Raw genomic sequence first — 25,033 nt, 5'->3', positions numbered from 1 at the left:
CGAGGTAACCGGGCATGAGCTCCGCACCCCGCTCCGCCACCGGGTCCGACGGTTCACCAGACACCGGGGACCAGACGTGCGGTGCGGGCGGCGTACTGGGCGTACTCCGGGCCCAGCGCGGAGATCAGGACGGCGTCCTCGGTACGGATGCGGTAGAGCATCCCGGCCAGGGTGCCACCGACCAGGACGAGGTGGGCGGGTGGGTGGTCCAGGCCGAACCCGGCGAAGGCGATCATGAGCAGCCCTCCGGCGTACGAGGGGTGCCGCAGGTGGCGGTAGGGGCCGGTGCGGACCACCGGCTGGCCGGGACGGACGTCCACGGTGCCCCGGAAGTGCTCGCCCAGGGTGCCCACCGCCCAGTGGCGCAGCGCCATCCCGGCCCAGACACCGGGCAGGGCGATCAGCGTGTTGGCCGCGCGGTCCCCGGTCATGCGGGCGGAGGGAACGCGGCGCATCAGGACCGCCGCGCCGGCTTCGCCGAGGACGATGGCGCCGAGCAGGACGTACGTGCTGCGCCGGTCCCGCGCGAGCGGCTGGGTCGGACAGCGGCGGTCCTCGCGCCGCCGGCGCAGCGCCCACCTGGCTTCGAGTCCGTACTCCAGCGCCGCCGTGGCGCCCGCCAGGGTCCAGGCGAGGGCGGCTTTCGACACTCCGGACGCCGGCTCCGGTGAGGATTTCCGAAGGGTGAGGCGAGAGATGAGCGAGGTACCGGGCATGGGGAGTGGTGTTCCCTTCCGTCCTTTCCAGGACAGCGAACTCGCGGTGCTGGACCGGGCGCTGAACGACCCCGAGGTGATGGGGCAGTACGCGTGGACCGGCTGGTCCGGCAGCACATCGACGCTGCGTCAGCGGTGGGAGGCCAACCGGCTGTTGTCGCCCGAGCTCGGCATGCTGGCCGTGGTGCGGGGGGACACGGCCGTGGGCGCGGTGACCTGGCGCCCGGTGGCCTACAACGGGGTGTCGCAGTGCTGGAACATCGGGGCCTACCTCCTGCCGGAGGCCCGCGGGCGCGGCGTGATGTCGAAAGCGGGCCGCGCGCTCGTGGACTACCTCTTCACGCACACCCAGGCGCACCGCGTCGAGGCGCACGTGGAGGTCGGCAACAAGGCCGCGCGCCTCTGCGCCGAGCAGGCGGGGATGGTCTACGAGGGCACGGCCCGCGGTGCGGTCTGGCGCGGGGGCGGCTGGCGCGACATCGAGGTGCTGGCCGTGGTGCGCGGTGATGCCCGGCCGGCGCCGCCGGCCGGCTGAGGTCGTCGCCGGGCGCCCGGCGACGACCGGCACGTGTCCCCCGCCGCCCGTCAGGGGCGGGCGGCGAGGCGGGCCAGGAGCTCCCGGTCGACGGGCCGCGGCGGCAAGGGCGGCACCACCAGCGTGGAGACCGCCGACAGTGGGGTGTCGGGGAGCTCGGCCAGGGGAACGGTCGTCGTGCGCGGCTCCGCGGTCACGTACGGCGATGCCTCGTAGACCGTGACCAGGTGATCGGGGCCGTAGGCGGCGGCCAGGACATCGGTCAGACTCGTGGCACCGGGACGCGCGTCGTACCCGGGGTCACGGTCCATCATGCCGATCACACCGACCTGCCACAGGATCAGGAGGCCGGTGGGGTCGAAGACGCGGTGGCGGATCAGGAAGTCGGTCGCCTCGAAGCTCTGGCACCCCCGCTCTCCCGGGTCCAGGCCCAGGTCGGCGAAGAGCCAGTCCTCCGCGGAACACGCCGGCAGCATCCGCGCCGCGATGCCCTCCCCGCGCGCCCGCCGGATCGCCTCGTGCCCGGTGTAGGCGAACACCCCGGGGTGCCCGTACAGGGCCACGCACACGAACTGGTCGCGGCGCAGCTCGGACAGGATGTGCTCCACCATGTCCTCGTACGAGGCGGAGCGCGGCTTGCCCACGGCGTAGTGGACGTCGAGCGTCTCGACCGAGGCGTTCAACTTCTCGATGTGGCGGGTGACCAGAGGGTCCCCGATCAGGCACAGCACCTTGTCGGCCTGTTCCAGACAGGCCCGTGCTTCGACGGTGAGGTCGCCGATGGCCCGGAATCCGGTCCCCACGACGACCAGTTGCGCATTGTCCATGGTTTCCCTCACCGGACCACCGACTCCCTCGTGTGTTTGCTCACTCACGCGCCGGACGGAACCTCGTCGGGGTTGAAGATGATGACGACGAGGAGAACTCCGTGGGCCTCTTCCTTGACCTGGCTGTGCTCCGCTAGCGCGGCGCGCATGCGCTCCACGTCACCGGAGACCACCGCCTCGCGCTCCGAGGCGGTCAGGGCGCTGCCGGCGACGTACGCCTCCGCCGAGCGGCGGAAGGCGTGCTGTCGGCGCGGTTGAGTGACCAGTTCTTCCATGAAGTCGGCTACTGCGGCAGGCATGTTCGCTCCTTGATGTGGGGGGATGGAACGCCTACCAGCCCACCACGGACAAGGTCTGAAGTGGGCTCATAAGGAGGTAAACCGCATATATGAGTGAAGTCCGGACCCGGGCTTCGGCCAACGCCTGACGGCTCGTTGGCGAAACGGGTCGTGCCGCCCTGGTCGAACCAGCGGTCCCGCGCGCCCTAGTCGAACCAGCGGTCCCGCGCCAGCTCCTCCGTGCGCGACGGGTCCTCCAGCAGCGCCGCCACCTCGAAGCGGCGCGGCCACTGGCCCGCCGCCCACGCCAGACCCGCCGCCACGCCCTCCAGCGTCGCGGCGTGGACCGTGCCGTCCGGGGTCCGGAGCCAGTCCAGCTCCACTCCCCCGGCGCGCAGCTCCTCGTGCTCGACGTACGTCTCCGGGGTGCCGGCCCCGAGCAGGGCGTGCACCGACTCCGGTACGTCGTGGACCTCGCCCTCCGAGGTCACCTCGGCGTCCACGGCCTCGCTCAGCCGCCGCACCTGGAACAGCTCCGCCAGCTCCGCCGCCCGCGACGGGGCCACCGGCAGCAGCGCCCGCCCCCCGGCCAGCGGCAGCAGGTCGGGCGCGTCCGCGACCAGCGCCTCGGCCGCGTCGACCACCCGCACCTCGCCGTCGACCACGGCGCGCAGCTCGTCCGGGAGGAGCGACACCTGCTCCGGGTCGAGGTCCGCGAGCGCGGTGTACAGGCCGTGCAGCTGGGCCGCGTCCACCTCGCGCTCCGGGTCCGCGAGGCGCGCCAGCAGCTCCGCCGCGCCGCCCGGCTCCTCCAGCAGCGCCGCGACCGACGTGCGGACGCCCAGGGCGCGCAGCACCTGCGCGTCCGCGAAGCCCGTCGTGTCGACCCCGTCGTACAGGCCCTCCAGCAGCGGGTCGGCCCCGGCGGCCCGGAGCCCGGCCGGGCGGCGCCCGTCGAGCACCGGGTGGCCGCGCAGCCACCACGCCGTGTAGGAGCGGACGGTCTCGGTCGTGCCGTCCGGCAGCAGGATCCGCACCCGCTGGGTGAGCGCGTCCCGCAGCGGCGGCTGCGCGAGCAGCGCGAGCGCCTGCGGCCAGGCGTCGTCGTCCACCAGGTCCAGGTCCCGTACGGCGACGATCTCGGTCGCCACCGGCGGCACGGGCGTGTCCGGCAGCCGGTCCAGGACGTCCTCGCACCACACGTCGACGGCGTCCAGCAGGCCCACGTCGTCCGGCTCGGGGAAGTCGCCCTCGCGGGGCTCCACTTCGTCGGGGTCGAGCACGACGTCCGTGGCGCGGACGAGCGCGAAGTTCGCGAGCACCCCGCAGGCGGCGAGCGGCTGCTCGCCCCAGCGCTCGGCCAGCTCCGGGTCCACCAGCGCCAGTTCGTCCTCGCGCATGACCGAGGCGAAGGGGCTGCCCGGCAGGACCAGTTCGCTCGCGGGCGCGAGCTCCCCGTCCTCGTCCGGCAGCGCCAGCGCGCCCAGCCACGGCTCGTCGCCCGGCTCCAGGCCGGCTTCCCGTACGAGCGCGAGGACGGCGTCCGCGAGCTCGTCCGCGTCGAGCCCCGCGTCCTCGTCCCAGACGTCCTCGGCGTCCAGCGAGGCGGCCACCGCCGCCCGCACCTGAGGCGTGGTCAGCACCGCGCGGGGCGTCGCCGCCACCGCGCCGAGCTTCTCCAGGACGGGGTGCGCGGCGTCCGGGTGCGCCACCTTCAGGCCCAGGCGCGTGAGGTCCACGGGCGTGTCCGGCAGCGGCAGCAGCACCTGGCGCGGCCCGATGGCCGTGCGCCCGCCGACCAGCGGCACGGGCAGGCCCGTCAGCCGGTCCGGGTCCACGCCCGCGAGCGACTCGTACAGCCGGTGCCACCACTCCGGCGCCCGCTCGACGCCCGCCAGCCGGTCGATCGCCTCGCCCAGCGGCAGCCGCGCCACGCCCAGCGCCCGCAGCTCGGTCCGGCGCTCCAGCCCGGCCGGCAGCAGCGTCGGCAGCACCTCCGCCAGGACGCGTACGGTCTCGGCTCCCGCGCCCTCCACGACCTCCGCCTCGAACGGGCGCAGGGCCTGCAGCTCCTCCGAGGGGGCCGCCGGGGCGAGGAACGCGACGCGCGGCAGCAGCTCCAGCACCGCGCCCCGGATCGCGCCGTCCAGCACGCCCTTGCCGAGCGGGCCCGGCACCAGGTCGATCGTGCCCGTCGACACGGGCCGCCAGTCGGCGAGCAGCTCGGCGTACGCCTCCGCCGCCCGCCGCACCAGGAAGTCCGTCAGCGGCCCCGGCGCCGGGTGGCGGCGCGTGGTGTCCAGCGGGAAGGAGGCGATCAGCAGCGCCGGGATGCCCAGCGGCTCGTCCGTCGGCGTCGGCGCGTGCACGACGGGCGCGGTGCGGGGGCGGACGGGCGCGCCCTCCTCGTCCACGGGCACGGCCCAGGTGAGGGACCAGTGCGGCCGCAGCCGCTCCTCGACGGGCCGGTCCTTCAGCAGGTCGGGCGCGATGGCCCCCTGCCGGCTGACGGTCCGCCAGCGGTGCGTCCCGGTCTCGCTGTCCTCGATGTGCGTGTACCCGTCCCGCCGCGTGCGGGTCAGGACGCGGCTGCCGCCCGGCGTCTCCACGACCACCTCGGTGAGGCCCGGGAGCGTCAGCAGCAGCGCGTCGTCGACACCCGCGAGCAGCCGCTCGACCAGGTCCACGGCGGCCGCGTCCCGCAGCGGCAGGATCACCACCGTGTCGTAGCCCTCGGGCGCGGTGCCCTCGGCGGGCAGCGGCAGGCGCAGCAGCGGCACGTGGCCGTCGCGGCGGCGCAGCTCGTCACCGAGGCCCGGGCTGGCCTTCGCGGCGTCGGCCGCCATCACGCGCGCCTCGCGCAGCGACCAGCGCACGCCGCCGTGGCGGCCCACCACCGCGGGCTCGTCGCTCACCGCGAGCACGGCGGCGAAGCCGACGCCGAAGCGGCCGACCGCGCTCTCGTGGCCCTCGCGCTTGGCGGACGCGCGCAGGGTGGACAGCGACTCGACGCCCGTCGCGTCCAGGGGCGCGCCGGTGTTGGCGGCGACCAGGACCGCGCGGCCGTCGCCGGCCGGATCCGGGTCCGCCGGGTGCAGCGTCAGCCGCAGGCGGCCCGCCACGCCCGCGCGGGCGGCGGCGTCGGCGGCGTTCTGGGCGAGCTCCACCACCAGGCGGTCCCGGTAGCCCCCGAGCGCCAGGTCCTCCTCGGCGTTGGCGTCCTCCCGGAACCGGGCGGGCGCGGCGCCCCAGGCGTCGAGCACCCCGCGCCGCAACCGGGCGGTCCCGAACGGGTCGGCCGCGCCTTCGGTCGCCATGGCCCTCACGCTCACGTCGTGCTCCGCTCTCGTGGACTGTGCCTGTACGGGGCCCGAAGGTACCGCGTGAGAGCGACCGGGATCTTGTCGGGCCAGGGCCTGATCCGAAAGACGGGCCCTGCGGACACGACCTAGCTGTGGCCCAGGTCCTCCGAGGCGGCGTCCGGCGAGGTCGCCGGGACGGAGCCCTCGTCACGGGCCGGGCGCAGCGGGAACGCGTCGGCGCCCATCGAGTCGAGGACCGGCGGCGCGGGGCGCGGCGGCTTCGGCATGACCGCGGCCTCGGAGTGCCCGCCGCAGCCGTACCCGAGGGACACCACGCGCCCGTCGGCCGGGGAGAACTCGTTGGCGCAGACACCGAACGCCAGCCGCAGCGAACCGCCCAGCGGCACCAGGAAGCCGCAGCTCGCGCAGGAGGCCGGAGCCGCCTGGGCCATCGGGGTCTTCGCGCCGAAGGACTCCTCCCAGCGGTCGGCCGCGACGTGGAGCCCGTACCGCGACAGGACCCGGGCGCGGCGCATGCCGAGCTCCTCGGCCACGGCCGCGATGGCGCCCCGCGAGGGCGTGCGGGCGACGAACTCGGCGTCCTCGGCGGCGGCCAGCTCCGCGACCTCCTCGGAGACCGGGGAGTTCGGCGGCGGCTCGTCCTCGCCGGTGTAGCCCGGCTCCAGGCGCAGGTCGTCCTGCTCCGTGGGCAGCAGGTCACCGGGCCCGAGGTCCCCGGGCCGCAGGCGCTCGCTCCACGGCACCCACTCGGGGGCGAGGAGGGCGTCCGAGCCCGGCAGCAGCACCACCTCGTCGAGGGTGACGTTCTTGGCGCGGGAGGCGCGGGCGACGGTGACGGCCCACCGCCAGCCGCGGTAGCCGGGTTCGTGGCTCGCGAAGAAATGGGTGACGACCCGGTCACCCTCGGCGACCACTCCGGCGTGCTCTCCGACGACGCCCGGCGCGGCGACCTCCTCGGCCGCCTCCCTGGCGAGGTCTACCGCCTCCGCGCACAGCCGGTCCGGGGCGGGGGTACGCGCAGTACGGCTTCGCGTCGTCGCAGCACTCACAGGTCTCGCTTCTCTCCTACGCCGTCTCACAGATGCGCCGGCCGAGTCGCGATGTTGGGCGGCGGGCGGAGCGGACCGGGGGGCCGCATCGACGTCCGCGCCCGACGTTTCCGTTTCCCGGGCACACCTATCGTCATCCATTCTGCGGGATGCCGAAGAGGCGCGCGGCCGAGAACAGCCGCCGGTGGCGCGCTACGCACGCTACCCCCTCCGCAGCCCGCCGCCCACCTGCCCGCCCCAAGTAGCCGTCATACCGGTTCATCGAAGTGGCACGTGGGGCACTATGACGGGGTGGCAGCCGTGAGGTCGTCCTCCGACGCGTCCGACGGTGCCGGGCCGCTCCGCAGGGCGGCCGGGCGGATCGGCCGTGCGCTGCACCTGCCCATCACGGGCACGGCGCGCGGCATCCGGCGCGCCACGCACGCGCAGGGCGCGGGCGAATCGGGTCTCGGCAAACTGATCGAGCTGCACGCCCTCAACGGCGCCGGTGACGTCATGATCACCGTCGCGCTCGCCTCCACCGTCTTCTTCTCCGTGCCGACCGACGAGGCGCGCGGCCGCGTCGCGCTGTACCTCGCCATCACCATGGCGCCGTTCACGCTCCTCGCCCCCGTCATCGGCCCGCTCCTCGACCGCGTCCCGCACGGCCGCCGCGCGGCGATGGCGGGCGCGATGCTCACCCGCGCCGTGCTCGCGCTCACCATGTCCGGCGCCGTCGCCACCGGCGGACTGGAGCTCTACCCGGCCGCGCTCGGCGTGCTCGTCGCGTCGAAGGCGTACGGAGTCGTCCGCAGCGCCGTCGTGCCGCGCCTGCTGCCACCGCGCTTCTCGCTGGTGAAGGCGAACTCGCGGGTGACGCTGGCGGGCCTGCTGGCGACGGGTGTCGCCGCGCCCGTCGGGGCCGGGCTGCAGCTGCTCGGGGAGCGGTGGCCGCTGTACGGCGCGTGCGTGCTCTTCGTCGGAGGAACGTTCCTGGCGCTGTCGATGCCGCACAAGGTGGACTCGGCGCGCGGCGAGCGCAAGGCGCACATCCTGACCCACGGCGAGCGCAAGCCCAGCCTGCGCACGGTCGGGCCGTCCGTCCTGCACGGCCTCCAGGCGAACGCCGCGCACCGCGCGCTCTCCGGCTTCCTGATCTTCTTCCTCGCGTTCCTGCTGCGCGAGCACCCGCTGTCCGGGCAGAGCGCGGCCGTCTCGCTCGGCATCGTCGGCGTCGCGGCGGGCGTCGGCAACGCCTGCGGCACCGCGATCGGCGCCTGGCTGCGGGCCCGCGCGCCCGAGGTGATCGTCGCCACCGTGCTGACGCTGGCGCTCACCGCGACGGTCGTCGCGGCGGTGTTCTTCGGCGGCGTCGCGGTGGCGGCCCTCGGCGCGGTCGCCGGCCTGTCGCAGGCCCTGTCGAAGCTGTCGCTCGACGCGATGATCCAGCGCGACGTGCCCGAGGTGGTGCGTACGTCGGCGTTCGCCCGCTCCGAGACGCTGCTCCAGATGGCGTGGGTGGTCGGCGGCGCCATCGGCATCGCCCTGCCGCTCAACGGCTCCCTGGGCATGTCGGTCGCCGCGGCGATCCTCGCGGCGGGCGCGCTGATCACGGTCCGGGGCCTGCTGTCGGCGGCCCGGCACGGCGGCACGCCGCACCCCCGCGTGGCGTGATGCGGGGTGGCGTATAGCCTTCGAGCCATGACCGTTGCGTTCATTTCCGGTAGGGCCCGCCGGGCCGGCGTCGCTCTCGGTGCCGTCTCCGCGGGACTCCTCGTCCTCTCCGCCTGCGGCGAAAAGCCGACCCCGCTCGCGACCGTGACGGTCGGGTCCGACTCCGTACACGCCGAGGCGACCTGCTACAACGACGGCGAGCCGATCAAGGAGTCGGAGATCCAGAAGTGCCTGGACAAGAAGTCCGGCAAGACCATCGAGGTCTCCCTGGACGACCGGATCCGCTTCGGCGTGGACCCGGAGATCGCCGAGAACGGCTGGACGCTCTTCATCGGCGGCCAGCAGGCCGAGCAGGAGCCCTTCAAGAAGACGTACCGGACGATTCCGGCGAACGCCTTCCTGTCGGGGCAGGCCGGCGAGACGACGAACACCGCCCAGATCAGCATCGTCGAGACGACCGGCAAGAAGCTGACGGGCATCTGGCACTTCGAGCTGAAGAAGGCCACGTCCTGACGCTGCGCTTCCTCGTCGTGACGGCGGTCCCGGCGGAGGCCGAGGCCGTCATGCGCGGCCTGGCGGGCTTCGCCCCGCCGGGCCCGCCGCGCCACCTGCGCTCCGGCCACACGGTGTCCCACACGCGGTGGGGCGGCCTGTACGGCGTCCCGGCGCCGGGAGCCTCGGGTACGACGGTGCCCGACGTCCTCGTGGACGTCGTGGCCGCCGGGGTCGGACCCGCGGCGGCCGCCGTGGGCGCCACCAGCGCGCTGGCCTCCGCCCCGTACGCGTACGACCTCGTCGTCTCCGCCGGGATCGGCGGCGGCTTCCCGCCGCACGCGCCGCTCGGCGCCGTCGTCGTCTCCGACGCGATCGTCGCCGCCGACCTCGGGGCCGACACGCCCGGGGGCTACCTCACCGTCGAGGAGCTCGGCTTCGGGCGCTCCGTACACCGGCCGCCCGCCGAGGTGACCGGCCGCATCGCCGCCGCCCTGCGGGCGGGCGGGCAGCGGCACGTCGTCGCGCCCGTCCTCACCGTGTCGACGGTGACCGGCACCGCCGACCGCACCGCCGAGCTGGTCGCCCGCCACCCGAGGGCCGCCGCGGAGGCGATGGAGGGTTACGGCGTCGCCGAGGCGGCCGCCGCGCACGGCGTCCCGGTCGTCGAGCTCCGCGCCGTCTCCAACGCCGTCGGCCCGCGCGACCGCGCCGCCTGGCAGATCGGCCGGGCGATGGACTCCCTGCGGTACGCCTTCGAACTGATCGCCACCACCGTCTTCCTGGAGGACCTGTGAGGATCGCGTACTCGCCCTGCCCGAACGACACCTTCGTCTTCCACGCCTGGGCCCACGGCCTCGTCCCCGGCGCGCCCCCGCTGGACGTGACCTTCGCGGACATCGACGTCACCAACGGCATGGCGGAGCGCGGCGAGCTGGACGTCCTCAAGGTGTCGTACGCCGTGCTGCCGTGGGTGCTGGACGAGTACGCCCTGCTGCCGTGCGGCGGCGCGCTGGGCCGGGGCTGCGGCCCGCTGGTCCTCACGCGCGAGCCGGAGGCGGACCTCACGGGCAAGACGGTCGCGGTGCCGAGCGAGCGCTCGACGGCGTACCTGCTGTTCCGCCTCTGGGCGGCGGACGTCGTCCCCGCCGGCGTCGGCGAGGTCGTGGTGATGCCGTTCCACGAGATCATGCCGGCCGTACGGGACGGCAAGGTCGACGCGGGGCTCGTCATCCACGAGGCCCGCTTCACCTACCAGGACTACGGGCTCCACCGCCTCGCCGACATGGGCGAGCACTGGGAGTCCACGACGGGCCTGCCCATCCCGCTCGGCGCGATCATCGCCAAGCGCTCCCTGGGCGCGGACACGCTGCGGCTGCTCGCCGAGTCGGCGCGGACGTCGGTCCGGATGGCCTGGGACGACCCGGAGGCGTCGCGCGCGTACGTACGCGAGCACGCCCAGGAGATGGACCCGGCGGTGGCCGATCAGCACATCGGCCTGTACGTCAACGAGTTCACGGCCGGCCTCGGCGAGGACGGCTACGCGGCGGTGCGGGGCCTGCTCACCCGCGCGGCGGCCGAGGGGCTGGTCCCGCCCCTCGGCCCGGACGCGCTGTCGTTCGTCTGACTCCTACACGTCCAGCTGGTCGGCGACCGCCCGCAGCAGGCCCGCGATCTTCTTGCCGTGGACCTTGTCGGGGTAGCGGCCCCGCTCCAGCATCGGGGTGATGTTCTCCAGGAGCGTCGTCAGGTCCTGGACGATCGACGCCAGCTCGTCCGGCTTGCGCCGCTGCGCGGCCGCCACCGACGGCGTCGGGTCCAGGACGATCACGGAAAGCGCCTGGTCACCGCGCTGGCCCGCCACGACGCCGAATTCCACGCGCTGGCCGGGCTTGAGGGCGTCCACCCCGGCAGGGAGCACCGACGAGTGCACGAAGACGTCGCCGCCGTCGTCGCGGGAGAGAAAGCCGAAGCCCTTCTCGCTGTTGAACCACTTGACCTTGCCGGTAGGCACGTCTGTCCTCGTCCTCGTACTCGATCTGGCGCCATGAAATGGCTCTGGATAGCACTACAGCGGGTCGCCAGGACCCGCCGAACATCAAGGCTAATGGTCCGTGGCCTGGTGACAAGACGTCTCTGGTTTGTTCCTCCGGCCGGGGAACTACCCTGGCCGAATGCGTAGTGAAACCCCTGCGAGCAGCGCCGCCCCCGGTGACGGCCTCGTCCGCGCCGGCGGGATCGTCTTCATCGTCGGCGCCATCGCCACCCTGGTCACGGTCGCGCCCCTCTTCCTGGGCACGGACCCCTTCCCCCCGGTGGCATACGCCGTGTGCATGCTGATGGGCGTCGGGTTCGTCATCGCCGCGGCGGGGGTGCTGCGCTCGATCGCGGCGCAGCGCCGTCAGGCGAAGTCGGCCGCCGAGCCGACCGCCAAGCCCGCCCTGTAGGCCTCCCACCAGGCAGGAAAGGCCGTCAGGTCGTCCAGGACGACGTCCGCGCCGGCCGCCCGCAGCTCCTCGGCGCCGCAGGGGCCGGTCGGTACGGAGACGGCGAGCGCCCCCGCCGTGCGGGCGCCGCGTACGTCGCCGGTGTGGTCCCCGACGTAGACGCTCGCGCCGTGCTCGCGCAGCGCCTCGGCCTTGGCCTCCGCCCACAGCCAGCCGATGACCGCGTCGGCTTCGATGCCGAGGTGGGTGAGGTGGAGTTCGGCGTTCGGCTGGTGCTTGGCGGTCACGACGACGGCCCGGCCGCCCGCCGCGCGAACGGCTTGAATCGCATCCCTCGCGCCCGGCATCGCGAGCGTCGGCTCGATCGCGTACGCGGGGTAGAGCGCGCGGTAGCGGTCCGCCATCTCCTGGACCCGGTCCGCCGGGAACCAGTGCGCCAGCTCCAGCTCGAGCGGCGGCCCGAGGCGGGTGACGGCCAGGTCGGCGTCTATCCACACGCCGGTCTCGGCGGAGAGCGCCCGGTAGGCGGCGTGGATGCCGGGGCGGGAGTCGATCAGCGTCATGTCGAGGTCGAAGCCGACGGTGAGCGGGGCGGCGAGCGGGGCGTTCGGGTCTGCGGGCATGGGGGCCATTGTGCCGGGCGGCGGCTTCCGGCCACCCGGCGCTTCCGGGGCGGGCTTCAGGCGCGGCGCGAGCGCCAGGCCAGGAACAGCGCCGACGCGAGTGCCGCGCCCCGCACCACCCAGGGCCACGTCTCCGACACCGCCTCCCCCATCGCGCCCGCCGCGAGCGGCTCGCCCCAGCGGCCCTCCGTCCGTCCCCACAGCCACACCGCCGCGCCCGCCGCGACCAGCCCCGGCAGCCACATGACCGCCCACTTCGCCTCCGTACGGCTCAGGCGCCGCGAGCCGTACGCGAGGAGCCAGCCGCCGGCGAGCGGGTACCAGGAGCCGAGGACCGCGCCGACGAGGAGGAGCGCGGCGGCGAGCAGCAGGAACGGGTTGCGGATCCGCGCCGGGGCCTTCGCGGGCACGGCCGCGGCTGCGGGCGCGGCTGCTGCGGCTACCGCTTCCGGCGGCGTACGGCGGCCCAGGCGGAGGCGCGGGAGGCGGCGCGGGAGGCGGCGGGCCTTCGCCACGGCGTCGGAGGCTTCCGTGGCTTCCGGGTCCTCCGTGCCCTCCGGGGCGTCAGGGTCCTCGGGGTCCTCGGGCGCCGGGGGCTTCAGCATCTCCGGGATCTCGACGCCGCCGTGGAAGCCCGCCGGTACGTCCTCCACGCGCCACCAGTCCGGCTGGACGTCGCCCGACCCCACCTCGTCCGTGCCCGCCAGGTGCGGACTGCCGGCCGGGTCCGGCGTCTTCGCCGTGCGCTGCGGCGGCACGGACAGCCGCCCCGAGGACGCCGCCGCCACCACTTCGTCCGGTGTGCCGAGGCGCGTCAGGATCCGCCGCACCGCCTCCGGGCTGTCGCTCTTCGCCCGCCGCTGCTCGATCTCGCCGCGCAGCGACGCCACGAGCCTCATCCGCGCCTGGGAGGGCAGCTGTTGCCGCTGGGCCAGGTCACCGACCCGGCTCAGGTAGTCGAAGACCAGTTGGTCGCTCTCGATCCCCACGTCCCGACGTTAGCGTGCGCGCAGGGGCTAACGTGGTCCGGATGGGGACCGATGGCAACGAAGGCAAGGGCGTCACGGCGGCTCCGCGCACCCTCGCGGAGGCGCTCCGCGCACGCGGTGACGAGGGACTGGCCGTGCTGCTGCGCGCCCGGCCGGATCTGCTCGTGCCCGTACCGAACGACCTGACCCAGCTCGCCACGCGCGCCGGTACGCGCGCCTCGGTCGTCCGCGCGCTGGAACGGCTGGACCGGTTCGCGCTGCAGACGGCGGAGGCGCTGGCGGTGGCGCCGGACCCGGCGCCGTACTCCGTGCTGCTCGCCCTCATGGCGGGCGACGAGGGCGACCCGGCCGTCGAGGCGGCGCTGCCGGGCGCGGTCGGGCTGCTGCGCGACCAGGCCCTGGTGTGGGGCGACGACGAGCGGCTGCGACTGGTGCGCACGGCCCGCGAGTTGCTCGCGCCGTCGTCGCAGCACGCGTCGCCCACCGGGCTCGGCCCGACGGTCGCGGAGGCGACGGCGGGGATGTCCCCCGGGCGGCTCCAGGAGATCCTCGCGGCGGCCGGCCTGCCGACGACACACGATCCGGTGTCGGCGGTGGCGGCGTTGACGGCGTTGTTCACCGACCGGGAGCGGATGGGCGCCCTGCTGGACACGGCCCCGATGGAGGCGCTGGCAGTGCTGGACCGCCTGGTGTGGGGGCCGCCGTACGGCGAGATCACGCCGAACCCCGCGCCGCCGGTGCGGTGGCTGCGGGAGCGGGGGCTGCTGCTGCCGGCGACCGCGCGCACGGTGGTGCTGCCGCGCGAGGCGGCGCTGCACCTGCGCGGGGGGCGGGCGCACCGCACGCCGGAGCCGGTGCCGCCGGCGGTCGCGGCGGCGAGGGAAAACCGTCCACAGGTTGTGGACAGTACGGCGGCCGGTCAGGCGTACACGGCGCTGGCGACCGTCGAGGAGCTGCTGAAGGAGTGGAACGAGGGCGGTCCGGCCGTGCTGCGCGCGGGCGGCCTCTCGGTACGGGACCTGAAGCGGACGGCCGTCGCGCTGGACGTGTCGGAGCCGATGGCCGCCTTCTGGGTGGAGCTCGCGTACGCGGCCGGGCTCATCGCCCCGGACGGCGAGGCCGACGAGCGGTACGCGCCGACGCCCGCGTTCGACGAGTGGCTCGACCTGCCGGCCCCCGAGCGGTGGGGACGCCTGCTGGCGGCGTGGCTGCCCGGGACGCGGACGCCGGGCCTGGTCGGCGGCCAGGACGCGAAGGGCCGTACGCTCTCGGCGCTCGGCCCCGACCTGGACCGGGGCGCGGCCCCGGAGGTACGCCGCCGGGTCCTGGCCCTGCTGGCGGAACTCCCGGCCGGGGCGTCCCCGGACCCGGACACCCTGCTGGCCCGGCTGCGCTGGGAGCGCCCGCTGCGCGGCGCGGCCGCGTCGGGGACGGACCTGCGCGCCCGGCTGGCGCGGTGGACCCTGTCGGAGGCGGAGCTGCTGGGCGTGACGGGCCGCGGAGCGCTGTCCTCGCACGGCCGGGCGCTGCTGCCGGAGGCCGTGCCTCCGGAGCGGCCGGCCGGCACGGCGGACGCTGCCGGAGGCACGGGAGCGCCGGGCGCCGCAGGTGCCGGGGCCTCGCAGCACGCCGGGGCCTCGCAGCAGGCCGGGCACGGCGTCACGACCGAGAACGGGGTGTCCGTCGCGGAGGCCGCCGCCGGGGCCGTGCGGGCCGCCGCGCTGCTCGCGCCGCTGCTGCCCGAGCCCGTGGACCACGTGCTGCTCCAGGCGGACCTCACCGCCGTCGCCCCCGGTCCCCTCCAGCGGCCCCTCGCCGACATGCTCGCCGTGATCGCGGACGTCGAGTCCAAGGGCGGCGCCACCGTGTACCGCTTCACGCCCGCCTCCGTGCGCCGCGCGCTCGACTCCGGGCAGGCGGCGGCCGACCTGCACGCCTTCCTCGCCGCGCACTCCCGCACCCCGGTCCCGCAGCCGCTCGCGTACCTCATCGACGACGTCGCCCGCCGCCACGGCCACCTGCGCGTCGGCGCCGCCTCCGCCTACGTACGCTGCGACGACGACGCCGTCCTCGGCGAGATCCTCGCCGACAAGCGGTCGGCGTCCCTGCGGCTGCGGCGCCTCGCGCCCACGGTGCTGGCCGCGCAGGCCGACCCGGCGGCGCTGCTGGAGGGCCTGCGGTCCATGGGCTTCGCGCCGGCCGCCGAGTCGGCGGAGGGGGACGTGCTGGTCACCCGCGCCCACGCCCGCCGCACCCCGCCCCGGACGCCGCCCGCGCCGGTCCCGGACGGCCCGCCGGTGCCGGACGCCACGCTGCTCGGCGCGGCCGTGCGGGCCATCCGCGCCGGTGACCAGGCCTCGTCGGTGGTGCGCAAGGACACCACGGACCAGGGCGAGGGCGAGGACGGGGCCCTGGGCCGGGAGCGGCACGGCGGCGAACTGCCCCGCACCTCCGCCGCCGAGACCCTCGCCACCGTCCAGGCCGCCGCCATGACCGGCTCCGCCGTCTGGATCGGTTACGTCAACGCCGACGGCGCCGCCAGCCAGCGCGTCATCGCGCCCGTACGGGTCGAGGGCGGCTTCGTCACGGCGTACGACCACACGGCGGACGAAGTCCGCACGTATCCGCTGCACCGCATCACGGGTGTGGCGGAGGTGGCGGAGGACCAGCTCTGACCGTTTGAACGGTCCGGCGCCGATCATGCGCCGGGCCGGTCGGATTACCACTCCGGGGTGAGCGAATCCGCACCCCCGGGGGACTTTCCGCATCCTCTCGGCGTGGCACGGGCAGCCACGGGGCGGTCCCGCTCCTCAGCCCAGCCCTCTGCGACCGGTCCCCACCGACGTCCGACCGGTGCGGGCCCGGCCGCTGTCCCCGTGAAAGGACCCGCCGTGATCCGTCGCCTCACCCTCGCCGTGACCGCCGTGACCGTCTTCCTCGCCGTCGCCGGGACGGTGCTCCCGCCCATCAGCGGCCCGCTGAGCGACCTGCAGATCGAGGGGCCCTTGATCCAGAGCATCATGCTCTGACCGCGGCGGTCAGGCCGTCACGTTGCCGGTCAGGAGCATGACGAAGAAGACGATCAGCGCCAGGAACGTCATGAGCGTCGTGTACGACGCGATGAGCAGGCACCCGGCCGCCCCCAGCCCGATCCGCGCGCCCCGCCCGGCCGTCGTACGGTCGACGAACCAGCTCGCCGCCACCATCCCCACCGGCACCAGCCGAGGACGAAGGGGGTCCACTCCCCGCCCTCCCGCAGCGGTGCCGAGCACACGACCGCCAACACCACGGCGAGCACCGTCGCGACCAGCGGCGGCACCCACCAGTGCCGGTCGTACGGAGCCCGCGCCGCCACGGGCGCGGGCGCAGGCGCGGAGGGCAGCAGGTGGGGCGGGAAGGGGTTCGTGGCGGGGCGGCTTCGTCGCATGCCCCCATCCCACCGCCCCCACCCCGGCGGCCCCACCCGCGCCCGTACTCATCCGTGGCAGCACCCGTACTCATGGTTTTCCCGTAATACCGGTCCGAACCTTGCTCGATGCGCCATTCTTTGCACCGGGGAGGGACAGATGGGCAAGGCATCGAGGAAGAAGCGGGAACAGCGACCGCGGAAAGCGGAGCCGTCGGTCTCCGCGCCCGGAGCAATGGGTGGGGACGACCCACAAGCGCTCGGCGCGGAGGGGCTCGCGCGGCTGCTGCGGTCGAACGAACCGGGGAAGCTGAGCCTCGCCGGTGCCTACGCGTGGGGCTACTCCGCGCTGGGACTCGCCCAGCAGGAAGGAACCGGTCCGCACTGGTACCAGGAGATCGACCCGCTGGACGCCCTCTTCCTGGGAACGGTCTGGCCCAAGAACTTCGAGGACGAATTCCAGTTCGCCAACGCCCGTGAGGCGTGGCTGCGGCTCCTTCGCGGCACCGTGCACGGCAAGGGCATCCAGCGCTTCGTCCGCGAGGCGGTCACGGCGAGCAAGGAGCTCGGGCTCCCGGTGGACGACGGGCACCTGATGCTCGCGCTCGCGGGCCGGCTCGAAGCGGCCGGACTCGACCAGCGCCGCCTGCCCAGGCGGATGCTGCCCGAGGTGGCCCTCCAGGATTCCCGCGCGGTCTGGGGGCCCTCCCTGGATCTGTCGCTCCCCGGACCTCCGGAGGACGCGAAGGAGCAGGTCAAGCGCTTCTGGAAGGACGAAGCGGAGCAGTGGTGGGGCGAGGACACGCCGCTGGCGATCCTCCGGGACGGGCTGCGCAGGTTCAAGGACGCCGGGTTCCCCGTGAAGCAGGAATCCGGCGTGCTGCTGCCTGCCTTGTACGCGGCGCTCCTGGCGAAGCCGGGCGAGATCCTGGAGGACATGGGCGCGCACGCCTGGGCGTGGGCCCTCTCCCTGGACGAGGCGTCACCGCTGGTGCCGGTACTCGACGTCCTCCTCGTCGCCGCCGAGCGAGAGTTGACCGTCACCGAGACCCTCGGACACCTCCTCGCCGTACCCGCCTTCACCGAGCCGATCCCCGCCGAGGCCCTGCTGTGGACCAGCTCTCCTGGTCTCGCCCTGCCGCGCCTGGCGTTCGAGCTGGGCGAGACCGAGGTGTCCACGCGGGAGAAGGAGCTCACCCCCGACCTCCTGGACTGGGCGGGCATGCACGCCAGAATGCGCCTGAGCGCCGCCGCCCGCGAGAGTGACGCCGATCCGGAGGAGACGGACGTCAGCCCGGACGTCACGGACGACGACACCCGGGAGGACTCGGACGAGCGATGGGCCGAGCGGCGCGAGGCCGTGCGCGAGGCGGTGCTCCGAAGAGTCCGGAAGAAGTCCGGGGGCGCAGCGGCCACGCACCGGCGGTCCGACAGCCCCGTCGAGCACCTCTGGGACGCCGACGGCAGTTCCGTGATCCGCATGTCGGCCGACAACCCGCGCGGGCAGGAAATGATCGAGGCCATGGAAAGCCAGCTCGAGACTTTCCGGGAGAAGTTCGGCCGCGAGCCAGGGCCGGGCGACCCGCTGTTCTTCGACCCCGACGCCGACGAACCCACCCCTCTCACCAAGGAACACTTCGACGGCGTACTGCTGGACATGGCGGAGCGCGCGGCCGACATCGGCATCGACCCGGCGTTCCTCCACGCCTGGCGCGAGCTCGGGTACGTGGTCACCGAGATGAACCGGAGTACGTTCACCACCGCCGAGGTGCTCGCCTTCAGCAGGGCCGTCGCCCGCCACCGGCAGGCCGCGGAATGACCAGCAGAACCGAGAACCACATCAGCGGGGGAGTGTTCTTCGGTCTCGTCGTCCAAGGCGAGACCGTGAACCTGACGCTCCCGGACCGCCCGGACCCCGCTCTCGCCGGGCTTCCACGGGAGTCGGCGGGCTTCTCGGGACGCCGCACGGAGCTGGACCGGATCCTCGCGTCCTTGGCGCCGGACGCGGAAGACCAAAAAGCCGCCACCACCGTGGCGGTGTCCGGGCTCGCCGGGATGGGCAAGACCGAACTGGTCCTCCAGGCCGCGCACCGCGCGCTGCGGGAGGAGGGCTGGTTCCCCGGCGGAGTCCTCCACGTCGATCTGCACGGCCACGACGCGGCGGAGCGCAAAGTCTCCCCGAAGCGTGCGCTCGGCACCATGCTGCGGGCGCTCGGCATCCCCCCGGAACACATTCCGCTCGGGGCCGAGGACCGCGCGCGCATCTACCGTTCCGCGCTCGCCGCACTGGCCGGCGCGGGGCGTCGGGTCCTCGTCGTCCTGGACGACGTACCCCCGACCGACAAGATCCGCCTGCTCCTGCCGGGCGACCCGAGCACGGCCACGCTCATGACATCGCGGCACTCCCTGGCGGAGCTCGAAGCCCTGGTGCTGACCCTGCGCGAGCTGCCGACCGAGGACGGCCGGGAGCTGCTGGACGCTGCTCTCCGCACAGCTCTGCCCGAGGACGTGCGGGTCGCGACCGAGGCCGGCGAGGCCGACCGGCTCGTCGCGCTGTGCGGCGGGCTGCCGCTGGCCCTGCGCATCCTGGCGTCCCTGCTCGTGGATGCACCGACCCGGCCCCTGTCCCGCCTCCGCCAGGACCTCGAACAGGCGCACTCCCTGCTCCCGCTGCTGAGCCGGGAGGAGCGCGCCGTGACCGCCGCCTTCGAACTGTCCTACCGAAGGCTCACCGACGATCAGGCCAGGCTCTTCCGGCTGCTGTCTCTGACTCCCGGGCCGGACTTCTCCACCGAATCAGCTGCTCAGCTGTACGGCGAGAGCGACGAGGTGACCCAGCAGCTCCTGCTGGACTTGGGCCGTCGGCACCTGGTCGAGTCACGAGAGCCGTACGGCCGCTGGCGGCAGCACGATCTGGTACGCCTCTACTCCCATGGGCAGCTCATGGGAGCCGACGACTCCTGGGGCGAGGGCCTCAAGCGACTGCTGGTCCACTTCTACAAGATGAGCACCCTGGCGTATGAGTCTCTCTTCGCCCGCGTGGCGCCACAGCCTACGCCGGAGCCCGCCTTCCCCGACCGGGCGAGGGCGCTGCGTTGGCTGGAGGCGGAGCGGCACAGCCTCGTCGCGGCTGTCCTCTGGTCTCACCAGGCCGAGGACGACCTGGTGTGTGTGGCCTTGGCCGTGCCCACCTCCGTCTTCTTGATGGAGATGCGCTACCTGGAGGACGCGCAGCTGGTACTGGCGGCGGGCATCCGGTCGAGCCGACGGAGCGAAGACGCCTTCCACGAGGCCTCTCTGCTGAGTTCCCTCGGTGTGGTGCTGCGAGATATGCGCAAGCTGCGCAAATCCGTACGCGCGCACTCCGAAGCCATCACCATCTGCCGGAGGCTGAAGGAGCACCAGGCCCTGGCCTCCGCGCTGAACAACCTCGGGCTCTCGCTGCACGAGCAGCGCAAGTTCGAGGAGGCCGTGGCGGCCCACACCGAATCCGCACAGTTGTTCGAGCGCGCCGGTGACCAGCGCGGAGCGGCGCAGGCTCTCAGCAACATCGGCGAGACGCTGATCGAGCTGGACCGCGCGCGGGAAGCAGGCCGGGCCCTCCGCAAGGCCGTGAAGACCTTCCGGAAACAGGGCGACCTGCGAGGTTACTCCCTTGCCCTGGGCAGCCTCGCCAAGGTGACCCGCAATGGAGGCAAGGCCGAGAAGGCACTGAAGTTGCACCGACGTGCCTTGGACATGCCGGACGGCCCCCTCCTCCCGCACGAGCGAGCGGTCGAGCTGTCCAACTTCGCGAGCACCCTGATCACCGCCGGAGACGTGGGGGCGGCCCTCACGGCGCAGCAGGAGGCACTGGACACCTTCCGGCGCCTGCGCGACCGCCGCGGCGAGGCGATGGTCCTGGGCAACATGGCCGTCACACGCCGGGAACAGGGCAAGGGCAAGAAAGCCGTACGGCTGCACACCCTTGCCCTGGAGGCGTTCCTCGACAGCAAGGACGATCACGCCCTGGCCGCCGAGTTCACGGAGCTCGCGATCACCCTTCTCCGGCAGGGCAGAAACATCGAGGCCCTGGAGAACCTGGAGATCGCCGCCGAGACGTACCACCACACCGGTGACGCGAGGCGGGCCGCCGACACGCTAGATCTTGCCGACCGGGTACGCAGGCGGATCGGAGCGTAGCCCTCGCCTTCCTCGGGCCCGGGATGATCGCTCCCGCATCAGGCACACTGGATGTTTGGCCCGTGCGAAGGGATACACGTACGTGAACGGACCACTGATCGTCCAGAGCGACAAGACACTCCTGCTCGAAGTCGACCACGAGCAGGCCGACGCGTGCCGCCGCGCCATCGCGCCGTTCGCGGAGCTGGAGCGGGCCCCCGAGCACATCCACACCTACCGCCTGACGCCGCTCGGCCTGTGGAACGCCCGGGCCGCCGGGCACGACGCCGAGCAGGTCGTGGACGCGCTCGTCGAGTACTCGCGCTACCCCGTGCCGCACGCGCTGCTCGTGGACGTCGCCGAGACGATGGCCCGCTACGGGCGGCTGACGCTGGCCAAGCACCCCACGCACGGGCTCGTGCTGACCACCACCGACCGCCCGGTCCTGGAGGAGATCCTCCGGTCCAAGAAGGTCCAGCCGCTGGTCGGGGAGCGCATCGACCCCGACACCGTCGCCGTGCACCCCTCCGAGCGCGGGCAGATCAAGCAGACGCTGCTCAAGCTGGGCTGGCCCGCCGAGGACCACGCCGGTTACGTGGACGGCGAGGCGCACCGCATCGACCTGGACGAGAACGGCTGGGCCCTGCGCCCGTACCAGAAGCAGGCCGTCGAGGGCTTCTGGCACGGCGGCTCGGGCGTCGTCGTGCTGCCCTGCGGCGCGGGCAAGACGCTCGTCGGGGCCGGGGCCATGGCGCAGGCCAAGGCCACGACCCTGATCCTCGTCACCAACACGGTCTCGGCCCGCCAGTGGAAGCACGAGCTGGTGAAGCGGACCTCCCTCACCGAGGACGAGATCGGCGAGTACAGCGGCACCCGCAAGGAGATCCGGCCCGTCACCATCGCCACGTACCAGGTGCTGACGACGAAGCGGAAGGGCATCTACCCCCACCTGGAGCTCTTCGACTCCCGCGACTGGGGCCTGATCGTCTACGACGAGGTGCACCTGCTGCCCGCGCCCGTGTTCAAGTTCACCGCCGACCTCCAGGCGCGCCGCCGCCTCGGTCTGACGGCGACGCTCGTCCGCGAGGACGGGCGCGAGTCGGACGTGTTCTCGCTGATCGGGCCCAAGCGGTTCGACGCGCCGTGGAAGGAGATCGAGGCGCAGGGCTACATCGCGCCCGCCGACTGCGTCGAGGTGCGCGTCAACCTCACCGACTCCGAGCGGCTGGCGTACGCGACCGCCGAGACGGAGGAGAAGTACCGCTTCTGCGCGACGACCGCGACGAAGCGGAAGGTGACGGAGGCGCTGGTCGAGAAGCACCGGGGCCAGCAGACGCTGGTGATCGGCCAGTACATCGACCAGCTCGACGAGCTGGGCGAACACCTGGACGCCCCGGTCATCAAGGGCGAGACGTCGAACGCGCAGCGCGAGAAGCTCTTCGACGCGTTCCGGAACGGCGAGCTGAGCGTGCTGGTGGTGTCGAAGGTCGCCAACTTCTCCATCGACCTGCCCGAGGCGACGGTCGCCATCCAGGTGTCCGGCACCTTCGGCTCCCGCCAGGAGGAGGCCCAGCGCCTGGGCCGGGTCCTGCGGCCGAAGGCCGACGGGCACAAGGCCACCTTCTACTCGGTGGTCGCCCGGGACACCATCGACCAGGACTTCGCGGCGCACCGGCAGCGGTTCCTCGCGGAGCAGGGGTACGCGTACCGGATCGTCGACTCCGACGCGCTGCTGCGGGACCGCGACGCGGACCCCGACCTCAGCGGCGCCTGACGCCCGCCGCCGCCGCTTTCGCCTCCGCCTCCGCCTCCTCGGTGTACTCGCCGAGGAGGACGACCTCCAGCGCCGCCGTCGTGAAGACCTTGACCGCGCGCAGGGCGTTGCCGAGGCGGCCGGAGGGGGCGGGCCGGCCGTGGGCACCGGGGTTGTACGTGACTGTGGTCATGTGTCCAGGATCCTTCCCGTACGGGCGCGGCACATCGGTCCGCAGAGCGAACCCGGCCGCCGCCCGCGTACGACTCCAGGCATACGGCGTCCCCTACGGGTCGTAGGGGGTGTCTCGGCGCCCGGCCCGTCCGCCCGGTCCCGTAATTCGGTGGAGGGCCGCCCGGCCGGTGGCTAGACTCCCCGCCTTGCCCGCCTCCCGTTCGTGGAGCGCCGCCGTCCGGTCGGCAACCGGACGGCCCCGCCGTACCACCACCCGTACGACCGACGGAGGCTCCGCCGTGCCCGCCGACCTGCCCGGCTCCCCTGATCCCGACCCGCTCGCCCGCGAAAGGGCCCACCTCGCCGCCTCCCGCGCCGCCCTGCGCGCGATGCGCGAGGACGTCGAGGCGCTCGACATCACCGACGTGACGGCGAACTGGGTCAACGCCGCCGTCCTGGAGGCGCAGATCGAACAGCGCATCAAGGCGCTGGCGGACCTCTCGCACACCCCGCTGTTCTTCGGGCGGCTGGACTACCTGCCCACGACCCAGGAGGGGCAGCGCTTCTACATCGGGCGGCGGCACGTCCACGACGGGGACGGCGACCCGATGGTCGTCGACTGGCGCGCACCGGTGTCGCAGCCGTTCTACCGCGCGTCCAAGAAGGACCCGCAGGACGTGGGGCTGCGGCGCCGCTTCGGTTACACGGGGGGCGAGCTCACCGCGTACGAGGACGAGCGCCTCTCCGACCCCGACGAGGCCGAGCGCACCTCGAAGCTGCTCCAGGCGGAGATCGAGCGCCCGCGCGTCGGGCCGATGCGGGACATCGTCGCGACGATCCAGCCGGAGCAGGACGAGATCGTACGGTCCGGGCTCGGCGGCACGGTCTGCGTGCAGGGCGGTCCCGGCACGGGCAAGACGGCCGTCGGCCTGCACCGGGTGGCCTACCTGCTGTACGCGCACCGGGAGCGGCTCGCCCGCACGGGCACCCTGGTCATCGGGCCGAACCGTTCCTTCCTCCACTACATCGAGCAGGTGCTGCCCGCGCTCGGCGAGCTGGAGGTGCAGCAGACCACCGTCGACGACCTGGTCGCCACGCGCGTCGAGGTGCGGGGCGTCGACGACGCGGCGGCCGCCGTGGTGAAGGGCGACGCCCGGATGGCGGAGGTGCTGCGCCGCGCGCTGTACGCGCACGTCACGCTGCCGACCGAGCCGCTGATGGTCGTGCGCGGCTCCCGGCGCTGGCGCGTCCCCGCGTACGAACTCGAGGAGATGGTGCGGGAGTTGCTGGACCGCGACATCCGTTACGGCGCCGCCCGTGAGGCCCTTCCGCAGCGGATCGCCCACGCGGTGCTGGTCCGCATGGAACAGGCGGGCGAGGCCCCGGACGACCGCGTGCAGAACGCGGTGGCGCGCAACGCCGCCGTCAAGGCCGTGGTCAAGGAGGTGTGGCCACCGGTCGAGCCGGCGAAACTGGTGTACCGACTGTTGTCCGACCCGGAGTTCCTCGCCGCGCACGCGGAGGGCCTGCTGTCCGCGGAGGAGCAGAAGGCCGTCCTGTGGCCGAAGCCGCCGCGGTCGGTGAAGTCCGCGGCGTGGTCGGCGGCGGACGCGGTCCTCGTCGACGAGGCCGCCGACCTCGTGGAGCGCACGCACTCCCTGGGCCATGTGGTGCTCGACGAGGCCCAGGACCTGTCGCCCATGCAGTACCGCGCGGTCGGGCGCCGCTGCACGACCGGCTCCGCGACGGTCCTCGGCGACCTCGCGCAGGGCACCACCCCGTGGGCCACGGCGAGTTGGGCCGACGCCCTGCGGCACCTCGGCAAGGCGGAGGCGGCCGTGGAGGAGCTGACGGCCGGCTTCCGCGTGCCCCGCGAGGTGATCGCGTACGCCTCCCGGCTCCTGCCGCACATCGCGCCGGACCTCGCGGAGGTCCGGTCGGTCCGCGAGGCACCGGGCTCCCTGGAGGTCGTCCGGCACGCGCCGGACGCAACGCCCGGGGTCGTCTCGGCATGCCTCTCCGCCCTGGAGCACGAGGGCTCGATCGGCCTCATCGCGGCGGACGCCCGCCTCGAACCGTTGGCCCGCGCGCTGACCGAGGCGGGCCTGCCGTACCTCGCCCCCGGCGAGGAAACCACCGCCGACTCCCGCCTCACCCTGGTCCCGGCCTCGCTGGCGAAGGGCCTCGAGTACGACTACGTCGTCCTCGACGAGCCCTCGGCCATCGTCGACGGCGAACCCGACGAACGCACGGGCCTGCGCCGCCTGTACGTCTCCCTGACCCGCGCGGTCTCGGGCCTGACGGTGGTCCACGCGGCGGACCTCCCGGCGCAGCTGGCGGGCTGAGCGGGGGCCTCGGTTGCCGCCGGGTGCGTGCCGGGGGTTCCGGGCGGGTGCCGGGGGTTCCGGGCGGGTGCCGGGGGTTCCGGGCGGGTGCCGGGGGTTCCGGGCGGGTGCCGGGGGTTCCGGGCGGGTGCCGGGGGTTCCGGGCGGGTGCCGGGGGTTCCGGTCGGGTGCCGGGGGTTCCGGGCGGGTGCCGGGGGTTCCGGGCGGGTGCCGGGGGTTCCGGGCGGGTGCCGGGGGTTCTTTCCGGGCAGGTGCCGGGGTT

The 25,033-nt window shown here is 74.0% G+C and carries 22 protein-coding genes; 12 read left to right on the top strand and 10 right to left on the bottom strand.

Annotated elements, in window-relative coordinates:
- Positions 1 to 53 precede the first annotated feature (53 nt).
- The gene (locus tag AC07FJ_RS16580; protein WP_479049558.1) at positions 54 to 650 is read right to left on the bottom strand and encodes a methyltransferase family protein; all 597 of its coding nucleotides are present in this window, start codon (positions 648 to 650) and stop codon (positions 54 to 56) included.
- 46 nt (positions 651 to 696) lie between these two features.
- Between AC07FJ_RS16580 and AC07FJ_RS16575 the strand changes: the two genes are divergently transcribed.
- Positions 697 to 1,251, top strand: coding sequence for a GNAT family N-acetyltransferase (locus AC07FJ_RS16575; RefSeq protein WP_479049556.1), 555 nt, complete (start codon positions 697 to 699; stop codon positions 1,249 to 1,251).
- A 50-nt stretch (positions 1,252 to 1,301) separates the two neighbouring features.
- Here the strand turns inward: AC07FJ_RS16575 and AC07FJ_RS16570 are convergent, their stop codons facing one another.
- The 4 genes from AC07FJ_RS16570 to AC07FJ_RS16555 form a co-directional block, all read right to left on the bottom strand.
- Entirely contained in the window at positions 1,302 to 2,078 is a 777-nt protein-coding gene (locus AC07FJ_RS16570; RefSeq protein ID WP_479049555.1) for an SAM-dependent methyltransferase, read from the bottom strand.
- Positions 2,079 to 2,122: 44 nt separating this feature from the next.
- Positions 2,123 to 2,377 (bottom strand): hypothetical protein, encoded by a 255-nt coding sequence (locus AC07FJ_RS16565; protein WP_479049553.1) that lies wholly within the window; start codon positions 2,375 to 2,377, stop codon positions 2,123 to 2,125.
- Positions 2,378 to 2,562: 185 nt separating this feature from the next.
- Complete coding sequence (locus AC07FJ_RS16560) at positions 2,563 to 5,673, bottom strand: sacsin N-terminal ATP-binding-like domain-containing protein (RefSeq protein WP_479049551.1); 3,111 nt, start codon at positions 5,671 to 5,673, stop codon at positions 2,563 to 2,565.
- Positions 5,674 to 5,804: 131 nt separating this feature from the next.
- Positions 5,805 to 6,728, bottom strand: coding sequence for a DUF3027 domain-containing protein (locus tag AC07FJ_RS16555; protein ID WP_479049549.1), 924 nt, complete (start codon positions 6,726 to 6,728; stop codon positions 5,805 to 5,807).
- Between the two features lie 291 nt (positions 6,729 to 7,019).
- Between AC07FJ_RS16555 and AC07FJ_RS16550 the strand changes: the two genes are divergently transcribed.
- The 4 genes from AC07FJ_RS16550 to AC07FJ_RS16535 are packed head-to-tail and all read left to right on the top strand — an operon-like array spanning position 7,020 to position 10,500.
- The gene (locus tag AC07FJ_RS16550; RefSeq protein ID WP_479049547.1) at positions 7,020 to 8,381 is read left to right on the top strand and encodes an MFS transporter; all 1,362 of its coding nucleotides are present in this window, start codon (positions 7,020 to 7,022) and stop codon (positions 8,379 to 8,381) included.
- A 27-nt stretch (positions 8,382 to 8,408) separates the two neighbouring features.
- The gene (locus AC07FJ_RS16545; protein ID WP_479049545.1) at positions 8,409 to 8,894 is read left to right on the top strand and encodes a DUF2771 domain-containing protein; all 486 of its coding nucleotides are present in this window, start codon (positions 8,409 to 8,411) and stop codon (positions 8,892 to 8,894) included.
- Between the two features lie 2 nt (positions 8,895 to 8,896).
- Entirely contained in the window at positions 8,897 to 9,670 is a 774-nt protein-coding gene (locus AC07FJ_RS16540; protein WP_479050184.1) for a futalosine hydrolase, read from the top strand.
- A 2-nt stretch (positions 9,671 to 9,672) separates the two neighbouring features.
- On the top strand, positions 9,673 to 10,500 hold the full coding sequence (locus AC07FJ_RS16535; protein WP_479050183.1) for a 1,4-dihydroxy-6-naphthoate synthase: 828 nt from the start codon (positions 9,673 to 9,675) through the stop codon (positions 10,498 to 10,500).
- Positions 10,501 to 10,503: 3 nt separating this feature from the next.
- On the opposite strand, the gene AC07FJ_RS16530 is transcribed toward AC07FJ_RS16535, so the two are convergent.
- Positions 10,504 to 10,887 carry a cold-shock protein gene (locus tag AC07FJ_RS16530; RefSeq protein WP_355355507.1) on the bottom strand — a complete coding sequence of 128 codons (384 nt, stop codon included), beginning with the start codon at positions 10,885 to 10,887 and terminating at the stop codon, positions 10,504 to 10,506.
- Positions 10,888 to 11,047: 160 nt separating this feature from the next.
- Between AC07FJ_RS16530 and AC07FJ_RS16525 the strand changes: the two genes are divergently transcribed.
- Positions 11,048 to 11,320 carry a hypothetical protein gene (locus AC07FJ_RS16525; RefSeq protein WP_361417364.1) on the top strand — a complete coding sequence of 91 codons (273 nt, stop codon included), beginning with the start codon at positions 11,048 to 11,050 and terminating at the stop codon, positions 11,318 to 11,320.
- Here AC07FJ_RS16525 and AC07FJ_RS16520 read toward each other — a convergent pair.
- A complete protein-coding gene (locus tag AC07FJ_RS16520; protein ID WP_479049542.1) occupies positions 11,275 to 11,952 on the bottom strand; it encodes an HAD family hydrolase in 678 nt (225 codons plus the stop codon). The two genes, AC07FJ_RS16525 and AC07FJ_RS16520, sit on opposite strands and share 46 nt — an antisense overlap.
- Before the next feature lie 47 nt (positions 11,953 to 11,999).
- On the bottom strand, positions 12,000 to 12,932 hold the full coding sequence (locus AC07FJ_RS16515; protein ID WP_479049540.1) for a hypothetical protein: 933 nt from the start codon (positions 12,930 to 12,932) through the stop codon (positions 12,000 to 12,002).
- Between the two features lie 41 nt (positions 12,933 to 12,973).
- On the opposite strand from AC07FJ_RS16515, the gene AC07FJ_RS16510 reads away from it, so the two are divergent.
- Entirely contained in the window at positions 12,974 to 15,607 is a 2,634-nt protein-coding gene (locus AC07FJ_RS16510) for a helicase-associated domain-containing protein (protein WP_479049539.1), read from the top strand.
- A gap of 216 nt (positions 15,608 to 15,823) precedes the next feature.
- Positions 15,824 to 15,961, top strand: a complete 138-nt coding sequence (locus AC07FJ_RS16505) for a hypothetical protein (RefSeq protein ID WP_468294036.1) — start codon at positions 15,824 to 15,826, stop codon at positions 15,959 to 15,961.
- 9 nt (positions 15,962 to 15,970) lie between these two features.
- On the opposite strand, the gene AC07FJ_RS16500 is transcribed toward AC07FJ_RS16505, so the two are convergent.
- A complete protein-coding gene (locus AC07FJ_RS16500; RefSeq protein ID WP_479049537.1) occupies positions 15,971 to 16,174 on the bottom strand; it encodes a hypothetical protein in 204 nt (67 codons plus the stop codon).
- Between the two features lie 324 nt (positions 16,175 to 16,498).
- Between AC07FJ_RS16500 and AC07FJ_RS16495 the strand changes: the two genes are divergently transcribed.
- The 3 genes from AC07FJ_RS16495 to AC07FJ_RS16485 all read left to right on the top strand — a co-directional run bounded on the left by AC07FJ_RS16495 (position 16,499) and on the right by AC07FJ_RS16485 (position 22,273).
- Positions 16,499 to 18,157 carry a hypothetical protein gene (locus AC07FJ_RS16495; RefSeq protein ID WP_479049536.1) on the top strand — a complete coding sequence of 553 codons (1,659 nt, stop codon included), beginning with the start codon at positions 16,499 to 16,501 and terminating at the stop codon, positions 18,155 to 18,157.
- The gene (locus AC07FJ_RS16490; protein ID WP_479049534.1) at positions 18,154 to 20,520 is read left to right on the top strand and encodes a tetratricopeptide repeat protein; all 2,367 of its coding nucleotides are present in this window, start codon (positions 18,154 to 18,156) and stop codon (positions 20,518 to 20,520) included. The genes AC07FJ_RS16495 and AC07FJ_RS16490 overlap by 4 nt, the downstream gene beginning before the upstream one ends.
- Positions 20,521 to 20,602: 82 nt before the next feature.
- Positions 20,603 to 22,273 (top strand): DNA repair helicase XPB, encoded by a 1,671-nt coding sequence (locus AC07FJ_RS16485; RefSeq protein WP_479049533.1) that lies wholly within the window; start codon positions 20,603 to 20,605, stop codon positions 22,271 to 22,273.
- On the opposite strand, the gene AC07FJ_RS16480 is transcribed toward AC07FJ_RS16485, so the two are convergent.
- Positions 22,260 to 22,445 carry a hypothetical protein gene (locus AC07FJ_RS16480; protein ID WP_479049531.1) on the bottom strand — a complete coding sequence of 62 codons (186 nt, stop codon included), beginning with the start codon at positions 22,443 to 22,445 and terminating at the stop codon, positions 22,260 to 22,262. The genes AC07FJ_RS16485 and AC07FJ_RS16480 overlap by 14 nt on opposite strands.
- Positions 22,446 to 22,815: 370 nt before the next feature.
- Between AC07FJ_RS16480 and AC07FJ_RS16475 the strand changes: the two genes are divergently transcribed.
- Complete coding sequence (locus tag AC07FJ_RS16475) at positions 22,816 to 24,771, top strand: HelD family protein (protein WP_479050181.1); 1,956 nt, start codon at positions 22,816 to 22,818, stop codon at positions 24,769 to 24,771.
- Positions 24,772 to 25,033: the final 262 nt, after the last annotated feature.

This window comes from Streptomyces sp. NPDC045998, assembly GCF_056430285.1.
The sequence above is the reverse complement of the archived record's forward strand: the minus strand, read 5'-3'. Positions and strand labels throughout refer to the sequence as shown.